Annotated in this window: 12 protein-coding genes; 2 read left to right on the top strand and 10 right to left on the bottom strand. The window is 41.8% G+C overall.

The window, feature by feature from the left end; genetic code table 11:
- Positions 1 to 96: 96 nt before the first annotated feature.
- Positions 97 to 492, bottom strand: a complete 396-nt coding sequence (locus AR335_RS20615) for a VOC family protein (protein WP_062239565.1) — start codon at positions 490 to 492, stop codon at positions 97 to 99.
- Between the two features lie 311 nt (positions 493 to 803).
- On the opposite strand from AR335_RS20615, the gene AR335_RS20610 reads away from it, so the two are divergent.
- The gene (locus tag AR335_RS20610) at positions 804 to 1,955 is read left to right on the top strand and encodes a cation:proton antiporter (RefSeq protein ID WP_062239563.1); all 1,152 of its coding nucleotides are present in this window, start codon (positions 804 to 806) and stop codon (positions 1,953 to 1,955) included.
- Positions 1,956 to 2,159: 204 nt separating this feature from the next.
- Here the strand turns inward: AR335_RS20610 and AR335_RS20605 are convergent, their stop codons facing one another.
- Genes AR335_RS20605 through AR335_RS20590 form a run of 4 tightly spaced genes read right to left on the bottom strand, consistent with a single transcriptional unit; the run spans position 2,160 to position 4,473 of the window.
- Positions 2,160 to 2,846, bottom strand: coding sequence for a YjjG family noncanonical pyrimidine nucleotidase (locus AR335_RS20605; RefSeq protein ID WP_062239560.1), 687 nt, complete (start codon positions 2,844 to 2,846; stop codon positions 2,160 to 2,162).
- The gene (locus AR335_RS20600) at positions 2,843 to 3,310 is read right to left on the bottom strand and encodes a DMT family transporter (RefSeq protein WP_062239557.1); all 468 of its coding nucleotides are present in this window, start codon (positions 3,308 to 3,310) and stop codon (positions 2,843 to 2,845) included. Before AR335_RS20600 ends, AR335_RS20605 begins: the two co-directional genes overlap by 4 nt.
- 14 nt (positions 3,311 to 3,324) lie before the next feature.
- Complete coding sequence (locus AR335_RS20595; RefSeq protein WP_062239554.1) at positions 3,325 to 4,023, bottom strand: Crp/Fnr family transcriptional regulator; 699 nt, start codon at positions 4,021 to 4,023, stop codon at positions 3,325 to 3,327.
- Between the two features lie 24 nt (positions 4,024 to 4,047).
- Positions 4,048 to 4,473 (bottom strand): DMT family transporter, encoded by a 426-nt coding sequence (locus AR335_RS20590; protein ID WP_053355090.1) that lies wholly within the window; start codon positions 4,471 to 4,473, stop codon positions 4,048 to 4,050.
- A 247-nt stretch (positions 4,474 to 4,720) separates the two neighbouring features.
- On the opposite strand from AR335_RS20590, the gene AR335_RS20585 reads away from it, so the two are divergent.
- On the top strand, positions 4,721 to 5,215 hold the full coding sequence (locus AR335_RS20585) for a PCYCGC motif-containing (lipo)protein (protein WP_062239548.1): 495 nt from the start codon (positions 4,721 to 4,723) through the stop codon (positions 5,213 to 5,215).
- 54 nt (positions 5,216 to 5,269) lie between these two features.
- On the opposite strand, the gene AR335_RS20580 is transcribed toward AR335_RS20585, so the two are convergent.
- The 5 genes from AR335_RS20580 to AR335_RS20565 form a co-directional block, all read right to left on the bottom strand.
- Entirely contained in the window at positions 5,270 to 7,732 is a 2,463-nt protein-coding gene (locus AR335_RS20580; protein ID WP_062239545.1) for a heavy metal translocating P-type ATPase, read from the bottom strand.
- Between the two features lie 11 nt (positions 7,733 to 7,743).
- On the bottom strand, positions 7,744 to 8,064 hold the full coding sequence (locus AR335_RS20575) for an ArsR/SmtB family transcription factor (protein ID WP_062239542.1): 321 nt from the start codon (positions 8,062 to 8,064) through the stop codon (positions 7,744 to 7,746).
- A 129-nt stretch (positions 8,065 to 8,193) separates the two neighbouring features.
- Positions 8,194 to 8,433: a hypothetical protein gene (locus tag AR335_RS24540; RefSeq protein WP_156419124.1), complete on the bottom strand. Its 240-nt coding sequence runs from the start codon at positions 8,431 to 8,433 to the stop codon at positions 8,194 to 8,196.
- Positions 8,434 to 8,473: 40 nt separating this feature from the next.
- Positions 8,474 to 8,956 (bottom strand): DinB family protein, encoded by a 483-nt coding sequence (locus tag AR335_RS20570; protein ID WP_053355094.1) that lies wholly within the window; start codon positions 8,954 to 8,956, stop codon positions 8,474 to 8,476.
- The gene (locus AR335_RS20565; protein WP_062239540.1) at positions 8,953 to 9,501 is read right to left on the bottom strand and encodes a GNAT family N-acetyltransferase; all 549 of its coding nucleotides are present in this window, start codon (positions 9,499 to 9,501) and stop codon (positions 8,953 to 8,955) included. The genes AR335_RS20570 and AR335_RS20565 overlap by 4 nt, the downstream gene beginning before the upstream one ends.
- Positions 9,502 to 9,515 lie beyond the last annotated feature (14 nt).

Below are 9,515 nucleotides of genomic sequence, written 5' to 3'. Positions count from 1 at the left end.
GCTTCTTCCACTTCAATTAACTTTTCATTGAAGATTTTTCAAGCCAAAAAGGGGCTGCCTGAAGGTCAATTTTCGACTTTCTGGACAGCCCCTTTCTTACATGCCATTATGCTGCAGAAGATCAAATCGGTTGCCATATAGATCTTCAAAAACGACTTCAATTCCCCAAGGAACTTCCTTCGGTTCGCCTAGAAAGCTCACCCCTTTTTTCTTCATTTCTTCATAATCACGTAAACAATCATCCGTTTGAATGACTAAGAAGACATGATTGGAGGCCTGGCTGCCGATTCTTTCAGCTTTATCCGTCGTATCACCCTTCACAAAAACGATGGCGGTCTCTGATTCCTTTGAGGGAGCTACTGTAACCCATCTGTGTCCATTGCCAAATGCTACATTAGTTAATAGTTCAAATCCCAGCTGATTCGTATAAAAAGCAACCGCCTCATCAAAATCTTTAACAAGGATGGTGATATGTCCAATTTTTTTCTTCATTGTTCACACCTCAGATTCATTTTGGAGTATTTCACGTTAAAAGGCTTCGTATTCTCTGATGATTGATTCATCTCCGACCCGCTGATCGTTAAGAGGTTCCTTGTCCGATCACAAATCCGTTGTCCATCTAGTATGACGGAACAAACTGGAAATTGCATTAAAACACTTAAATTTTTTCCGCAAATATGGTATAAAGGATTTAACAAAATAAATCGTACGACTTGGAGGAGCCTGTCACCAAGGGATATTTATGCCCTTGGTAACAGGCTCTTTTTTTGTTTTCAACTAAAAAATGAAAGGTGGTTGTTCACATGTTAATACTGCAAATCGCCATTATTTTAATTGCTTCCAAAATAGCGGGAAGCCTGAGTGTAAGATTAGGACAGCCTTCAGTTCTTGGAAAACTTATCATTGGGATTGTTCTTGGACCATCGGTATTGGGATTGGTGAACGGGACAGAGACGTTAAATGAATTTAGCCAAATCGGTGTGATCTTCTTAATGTTTATTGCTGGGTTGGAAACGGATCTGGATGAGTTTAAAAGGACAGGTAAAGCATCCACATTAGTAGGCTTTGGTGGTATCATTGTTCCCCTTGTTTTAGGATATTTAGCAGGAATGGCATTACACCTATCCGTATTGGAAGCTGTATTTTTAGGGCTTGTGCTTTCTGCAACAAGCGTAAGTATTTCTGTTCAGGCACTCAAGGAGATGAACCAATTAAAAACACCTGAAGGAACAACAATCTTGGGTGCAGCTGTGATTGATGATGTAGTCGTTATCATCGCTTTGGCATTCTTAATGAGTTTTGCTGGAGGAGATGTCAATTTAACAACGGTTATTCTTAAGAAACTTTTATTCTTCGCAGGAGCTATTCTTGTAGGATGGAAGGTCGTCCCTTACTTTTTAAACAAGTTTTCTTCATTAAAAGTCACAGAAACGGTGATTTCATCCGCTCTGATTATTTGTTTCGTTTTTGCCTATTTCGCCGAATATACAGGAGTTGCAGCGATCATTGGTGCGTACATCGCCGGAGTAGCGGTTAGCGTGACCAACTTCAAACAAGAGGTTTTTGAAAAAGTTGAAACGATCGGATATTCTCTCTTTGTTCCTATTTTCTTTACCTCTATTGGGATTACAGCAGAGTTTTCAGGAATTAAGGAAAATATAGGTCTTATCGCAGCCCTTAGTTTAATCGCGGTTCTAACCAAATTAATCGGAGCTTCAATAGGAGCAAAAGCAGCTGGATTTAGCTGGAACAGTTCACTCGGAATTGGTTCCGCCATGGTCTCTCGTGGTGAAGTAGCGTTAATCATTTCCGCTATTGGTCTAGAATCAAAGCTATTGAACCAAGACATGTTTGCTGTCATTGTTGTCGTAGTTCTTGTGACTACTATTGTTACACCACCTATGATGAAAATCTTTTTCAAATCAAAAACTCAAAAAGAAATCAAAACAGCATAAACTACCTTTTCGGATGGGTTTAAAAAACGGGTTGCCAGTCAAAATGGCTTCCTTAGTAAGGGGTACCTTACATGAATTAAAACCCATATAGCCGCTGTTACAAATTATTAACTCGATAAAAGGGATCTATTCTTCTTATCCATCCGAACGGCAGATTCCTTGAAATTAAAAATGGCCAACCAGAAAAATCCGGTTGACCTAGTTTTATCCCAATATCTGATACAGCTCATCAAGCTTCTGTATTTCATAGGTCGGAACCATATCCGTATGGTTGGTTTTCTTTTTGGGATTAAACCAGCAGGTATCGAGCCCGGCCAGCTGTCCGCCTTTCATGTCAGCATTTAAGGAATCACCGATGATCAATCCTTGTTCTAGAGAAAAATCGGGGATTCGTGCAAAAACATAATCAAAGTACTCTTTCATTGGCTTTTGAAACCCCGTGTCCTCGGAAACAAAAATCCCTTTGAACAGTGGATGCAGCCCCGAACTTCTCAACCGTTTGTCTTGTGTTTTGGAAACACCGTTTGTCACAATATATAGATCAAAACGATCTTGCAGCACTGTGATCAATTCCAATGCTCCTTCGATCAGCTGGTTCCCTTCACTTAAAAATCCACGATAGATTTCTTCAAGCAAACGCCCATCCGCCTCATGGCCGTACTCTTTTAATAAAAGAGAAAAGCGAGTGTTAAGGACCTCGTCCCGTTCGATTTCCCCTTCTTCAAATGCTTGCCAAAGCCCCTGGTTTATTTTCTTATAAAGGCTTTCCAGTTCTGAGGTAAACGTAATCTGCTGCTCTTCACACAACATGTGAAGGGCTGTGCTCTCTGCCGCACCGAAGTCCAACAGCGTATCATCAACATCAAATAACAGTGTTTTGTAAATTTTCATGAGGCCTTCTGCGATTGCTGAGTCTCTTGCTCACCGCTGAATTTAAAAACGATGATGCCTCCGATGATGATCAGCACTCCGATCAGCTCCTTAAAGGTAAAAGGCACCGGGTCCAAGCCTAAGGCGCCCACTGAGTCCAAAAACAGGGCAAATCCAAGCTGTGATGCCAGGACAATGGAGATAGCAATCGTTGGCCGGAGCCGTTTGACCCCCTGCACCACACAGGTCACCACTCCTACTCCGATCGCACCGCTGAACCAATACCACGTTTGCATATGGTGCAGATGGAATAATTGTTTCCCTTCAAAGATCAAACCAAGCGTCAGTGATGCAATGAATCCCAGTCCCAAAACCAAGACATTCGTTGCCCAGGATCCCGCATGTTCATTGACCTTACTATTGAAAATGTTTTGCAGGCCGACGAGCGCTCCTGCAATCAGCGCAAAAATGATCCCTAAAAGCATAACTCTTCTACTCCTTATTCATAGATATTGTCATTGGCCAATGCCCGCAAGCCTTCCCGATCTTTCACAAGAATTCCTCCGCTGTTCCGTTCAACCAATCCTTCTGAACAAAATTGCTGGATGACCCGGTTCAGATGCCTGTAGCTCGTTCCGATCAAATTCGCAGCATCTTTCAAACTTCGGGTACTGTGCTGTCCCGTTAATAAGGAATCCGATTCATCAAACGAGACCGACAAGAGATAACTCGCCAGACGAACTTCCACCGGATAGAGCAGATTAAAGCGTAAAGAATTGGATTTCACATAGAATTTTTCCGTAATGATTTTCAATAAAAAATTCAGGAACGCTGAATCATCACAAGCGTATTTTTTCAGCCAGCGATGATTAATACCGATCATCGTGACTGGAGATACAGCCTCCACTGTGTTCACCGTATCTGTACCCCGTACATATTCAATGTCCCCGATCACTTCAAGCGGTGTTTTAAACGAAAGAATGAGTGTTTTGGCTTCTGGTGAGGTGGTGTACACTTTTACCTTCCCCTTCACCAGTACATAAAGATACTGTGCGGGTTCTCCCTGTGAACAGATGAGCTCACCCGGCTTGAAATGATACAACTTCAAATACGGCATCAATTGCGAATGAAATATAGATTCTATTTGATGATCACTCAAATATAATTCAAGCAGCTCACGATCATTGATTTCTTTCATAGCGAAACCTCCATCAGGCGATTATCACATGCTTAAAATCAGCACACCTGTAATCATCATACCAATTCCGATGAACTGCGGCATCCTCATTCTCTGTTTCGCCGTTCCAAACCAGCCGTAGCTGTCTGTTAAAAAAGCAACGCTTAACTGAGCGATCAAGAGAGCAGAGATGGTCAGGGTCACACCTACCTTATGGATGGCTGTCACATTACTGAAGATCACGACAGCAGCAAACGTTCCCCCAAACAAATACAGCGGTTTCACAAGTTTGAATTTTTGCCAAGTCCGGTCTCTGAAGAAAATCATGAGGATCATCGCTAAAATAAATCCTGTCATCTGGGTAACCGTGGCCGCTTGCCATGTGCCAATATCCTGGCCGATCCGGGAATTGGCCACACCTTGAAGCGAAATGAAGATACCTCCGAACAACGCAAAAAGTATTCCTTTCATCGAATCTCTCCCCTGTTTAATTTACATTTTTCATTATCAGGGAAAGACACGCATGAGGGAAAGGACATATGTCCTCACTTTATAAAAAAAGGAAGGCAGTTTTTCTTGTTGAGCTAAATAGAATGCACCATGATTTCACAGGATGGAGTTGTTTACATTTATGTATTAATTGTGAACAGTTATGTGCAGCCGCCTTTTTTCATTTAAAATGACAGAGTAATCTAATCTATTATAGAGGAGAATTGTTATGAAAATAAAATCACTTGCTGTCTTACTCTCCTTATCTCTTCTAATCGCCTGTTCCAATAAAGAACCTCAAAAAAGTGAAAAAAATCATCAAGATCATGAACAATCTCAATCTCATGAAACCTCCGATATTAGAGAGGAAACAGGAAAAGTTGAATCGTTGCCTTCCTTTTTAATGAAACAGCCAAAAGAGATACAGGTAATTTATCAGGCTGCTGCTAAACATAAAGAGCTCCTGGAGAAGATTCCTTGTTACTGCGGCTGTGGAGAAGAAGCAAACCATAAAAATAATTACGATTGCTTCGTCCATGAAAATAAAAAGAACGGTGCAATATTTTGGGATGATCACGGAACAAAATGTGGGGTATGTCTGGAAATCGCTGCACAATCAGTAAGGGATTACAGCAAAGGAAAATCAGTAAAGGAAATTAGAGAGAAAATCGATAAAACATATGAGAAGGGTTATGCAAAACCAACACCTACACCTACCATATAAAGAAAAACCATTGAGAATCGTCTCAATGGTTTAAATTATGTCATCTCGACATATTCATTCTTTATCCTTTAATAGCCTTAAAGCATTCAAAATAACGATTAATGCTGCCCCTGTATCACTTAAAACTGCCATCCATAGCGTAAGCCAGCCAGGGAATATCAATCCTAATGCAAGAGCCTTTATGATGATGGAAAACCAAATGTTTTGCTTGATGATGGATAACGCATTTTTACTCAATTTCATGGTATGAGGCAGCTTATCAAGATTATCAGCCATTAAAACAATGTCCGCGGTCTCCATGGCAGTATCCGTTCCCGCTCCACCCATCGCAATTCCTAGATCAGCGGCAGCCAGGGCAGGGGCATCATTAATTCCATCACCGACCATGGCTACCTTGTAACCTTCGCTTTGCAGCTTCTTGATTGCGGTTACTTTATCTTCTGGCAATAATTCAGCAAAGTAACGACTCACATTTGCTTCAGAGGCAATTATTTTAGCGGTACCTTCGTTATCCCCCGTTAACATGATGGTCTCGCGTATTCCTCTTTCTTTTAATGCTTTTAACGAAGAGATGGTGGATTCTCGGATGGTATCCGACACGGCAATCAAACCAATGATCTTTTGTTCCGTACCAAGGATCACAATCGTTTTCCCTTGGTTCTGCAGCTCCAGTACGTTAAGCTGCTCCAGTGAGACCGTCATTTCTTTAAATAGAGTCAGGTTTCCTGCGTAATAATTCACTCCATCAATCGCGGCTTGGACGCCTTTCCCAACAATGCTTTTATATAACTCTCCTTCTTTAGAAGAAATCCCTTGGGACTTCGCGTAATCCACAATGGCTTTAGCGATTGGATGAGTGGAATAGTTCTCTAATGTGAAGGCGATGGATAACAGTTCTTCTTCTGTACCTTCCAGCACTTCAACTTTTGATACTTTTGGTTTACCCTCAGTTAAGGTTCCTGTTTTATCAAACGCGATAGCTGTGATGGCACCCGCTTTTTCTAAGAAGGTCCCACCTTTGATTAAGATCCCATTCTTTGCAGCATTTCCGATGGCTGACACAATGGCCACTGGAGTGGAGATGACCAGTGCACATGGACAAGCAATCACCAATAATTCAAGCCCTTTATAAAACCAATCACCCCACGTTCCTAATGTTAATAATGGCGGAAAGACCATGATAAGCAATGCCAATCCAAATACAATCGGCGTGTAGATTGCTGCGAATTTATCAATAAAGGCTTCAGTTGGTGCTTTTTGCTCCTGAGCTTCTTCCACCAAGTGAATGATTTTGGAAATAATCGTATCTTCGACTAGCTTTGTTACCTTGATCTCAAGCGTTCCATGTTCATTAATGGTTCCTGCATACACGTTGTCTCCAGATTGTTTATCAACAGGGATGGATTCACCTGTAATCGGAGCTTGATTAACACTGGATTCCCCTTTAAACACCTCTCCATCCAAAGGAATCTTGTCACCTGGTTTAACAATAATGACATCACCAATCGACATATCCTCTACGGGCTTTTTAACAACATCTAAGCCGGCTTGAACCCAGGCTTCTGGAGGAGCTAGATCCATAAGATTGCGAATCGAATTTCTTGTTTGTTCAATGGACTTATTCTGCAATACGTTCCCCAATGCGAATAACCAAACCACAGTGGCACCTTCCAGCCACTCACCAATAAAAGCAGCTCCAATTGCTGCAGCTGACATTAATACATTCATGTCTAAAGAACGGCTTCTTAACGAATAGTAGGCACTTTTCACAGGTTTATAGCCACTCAGAATCATGGCAACAGCATAGAGGATCGAGGACATCAATGTGGATACACCTGTATAGGAACCAGCAAAACCAAGGGCAATCAACAGGCCTGAAACAATGAGCAAACTATTTTCATTCTTCTTTTGTACAGGCTGACTTGCTGTACGGCTAGTATCTAACGTAGCTTTAAACCCAATCTTAGAAACTTCTGAAACGATTTCTTCTGGACTATTTGTATGTTCAATTTTCATTTTTCCCGTCGAAAAATTAACATTTACGCTTTGAACAGAAGAGTGCAGGTTTAAATGATTTTCGATACTTTTAGCACAACTGCCGCAATCCATTCCTTCTACCGTGTAGGTCTTAAGTTTTCTTTTCTCATTAATCGGCTCCACAGTATAGCCGAGCTTCTTAATTTGGCTTTCGATGGGATCAAAGGCTGAGAGATTGTGTGCAACAACCTGCATTTTCGCAGTACTGTAATTAACATGGACTTCTTTTATATCCGTTAGTGAGCGAATCCCTTTTTCAATGGTTTTTGCACAAGCAGGACAATCCATTCCCTGGACTCTAAACTCCATTTTTTCACCAGCAAGGGAAGGTACAATACTCGTTTCTTTTATTTGTGGCTCAGAAGAACAACAGCTGGTTGTTTTCTCCTTGGCTATTGCATTTGTGGCTTCCCCACCTGAACAGCAGCTATCCTTTTTCGTTTGTGGCTTTTTATCAGAGCCGGAGCATTGGTTTGACATATGAATCACTCCTAATCTATATGACTGTCACAACAAGCGACATCATTTTGAACGTCGGCAAGAACAACGTTAAACATGTTAAGCAGTTCACGGATCTGCTGGTTGCGGATACTATAATAACAATATCTTCCTTCCTGTCTTCCTACAATAATGCCACAACCTTTAAGACAGGCGAGATGTTGTGATATGTTGGATTGATTTCCGTTGATCGCTTCTACGATTTGAGATACAGTTTTTTCTTCATCCATTAACGCCTCTAATATTTGAATTCTTGTTTTATCAGCGAAACCACGCAGAAATTTTACCTTTGTATCAATTTCGATCAATTGCATACCAATAGCCCCCATTCATATATTAGAGTAAACTAATATATATATTAATATGATATTAGCAATAACTAATATATGTGTCAAAAATCTTTAAAAGCGGCTCGTAATCATACTTTGGAAAGGTAAATGTACTTATGAAAGAGTCAACATAAAAAAGAGCTGTCCTGAAAGTCGAAAATTGACCTTCAGGCAGCTCCTTTGACGTGAAAAATCTTCAATGAAAAGTTGATTGGAGGGCAAGGTGCGAGACTCCTGCGGGACTAGCGTGACAGGTGAGACTCCCGCCGGCGCTAGCGCCAAAAAGTAGGCGTTCACGCCGGTAAGGCTCACCGCACGCCCCGCGGAAAGCGAGCAGCCTGGAGCGGAGATCAACAGCTACCAGACTTCTTGGACAGCCCCCTTTCATGTTTACCTATTGAATTGTTATGTTCAGTCCCCGATCAATCAGGTTAGCAGTTACTGGTTTCGTTCCGATCTCCCTCGCCCAAACCGACAATTGTCCGATGTGATGGATTTCGTGGGCGATCACATGGCGCATGATTTCTCCATGGGTGAATGTCACTTTCCTTCCATCAGGTCGGGTATCATGCAAAATTCGTTCTTCCATACTGTCGTTCCAGGCAAGAACAAAATTTTCCACTTCAGGCTTAAACTCGGCGTCCAGTTTTCTGACTTTTTCAAGGGATTGATATCCATCAAAAGTCTCCTGAAAATCAGGTTTTTCCTGTAATCCACGAATCCAGCTCCACTCGACATCGATGATATGAAAGAGCGTATGTAAGATGCCTCCCACACCGCCTGTACGAACTTTTAGTAGTTCAGCTTCAGGAACACCCTCACACCATTTGTACCAATCCTCCCTGACTTGCCAGTTGTAACGAAACAGCGTCTTCATGATACTTCCTCCTTATCCGGCCGGAACTCAATAAGCCAGCAATCCCTGTACTTTCCTTCATGCCACTCATGTTCAGCCAGTACTTTTACTTTTTTAAATCCACATTTCTCATAGCACCGAATGGCCCGTTTATTCCAGGTTTGCGGATCCATAATAATGACCTGAGCCTGCTTATCGTTTACTAAGTACTCCAGCATCCCGGCCACCAAGTCTGTCCCAATCCCTCTATCACGATAACGAGCTTCCCCGAGGAACTGATCCATCCCATATACCGTTTCATCACGGTATCCGTATGCATGTTTTGCTTCATCATCCAGTTTATAAAATTGAATGTATCCAATGTCTATTCCATCGTACTCAACAATACAGCCAACCGTCTCGTCTTCTTTTTTAAAAAACTTCTGTATCACTTTATAGATATCGTGAGGGCGGTCCCTGCCTTCATAAAATTCCAGGACAGATGGATCTGAAAGCCACTTAGCCAATACGAACCGATCTTCATACGCGAGCTGCCGTACGCTTAGCTTTCCATTTTGAAAGAACACAGAGCTTCCCCGCC

This window comes from Fictibacillus sp. FJAT-27399 (assembly GCF_001510655.1).
Lineage (GTDB): Bacteria > Bacillota > Bacilli > Bacillales > Fictibacillaceae > Fictibacillus_C > Fictibacillus_C marinisediminis.
The sequence above is the reverse complement of the archived record's forward strand: the minus strand, read 5'-3'. Positions and strand labels throughout refer to the sequence as shown.

Coding starts and splice junctions, on each gene's coding strand:
- AR335_RS20610 (WP_062239563.1), top strand. CDS start 804: ATGTTAATACTGCAAATCGCCATTATTTTAATTGCTTCCAAAATAGCG.
- AR335_RS20590 (WP_053355090.1), bottom strand. CDS start 4,473: ATGAAAGGAATACTTTTTGCGTTGTTCGGAGGTATCTTCATTTCGCTT.
- AR335_RS20605 (WP_062239560.1), bottom strand. CDS start 2,846: ATGAAAATTTACAAAACACTGTTATTTGATGTTGATGATACGCTGTTG.
- AR335_RS20585 (WP_062239548.1), top strand. CDS start 4,721: ATGAAAATAAAATCACTTGCTGTCTTACTCTCCTTATCTCTTCTAATC.
- AR335_RS20615 (WP_062239565.1), bottom strand. CDS start 492: ATGAAGAAAAAAATTGGACATATCACCATCCTTGTTAAAGATTTTGAT.
- AR335_RS20600 (WP_062239557.1), bottom strand. CDS start 3,310: ATGCTTTTAGGGATCATTTTTGCGCTGATTGCAGGAGCGCTCGTCGGC.
- AR335_RS20575 (WP_062239542.1), bottom strand. CDS start 8,064: ATGCAATTGATCGAAATTGATACAAAGGTAAAATTTCTGCGTGGTTTC.
- AR335_RS20570 (WP_053355094.1), bottom strand. CDS start 8,956: ATGAAGACGCTGTTTCGTTACAACTGGCAAGTCAGGGAGGATTGGTAC.
- AR335_RS20580 (WP_062239545.1), bottom strand. CDS start 7,732: ATGTCAAACCAATGCTCCGGCTCTGATAAAAAGCCACAAACGAAAAAG.
- AR335_RS20595 (WP_062239554.1), bottom strand. CDS start 4,023: ATGAAAGAAATCAATGATCGTGAGCTGCTTGAATTATATTTGAGTGAT.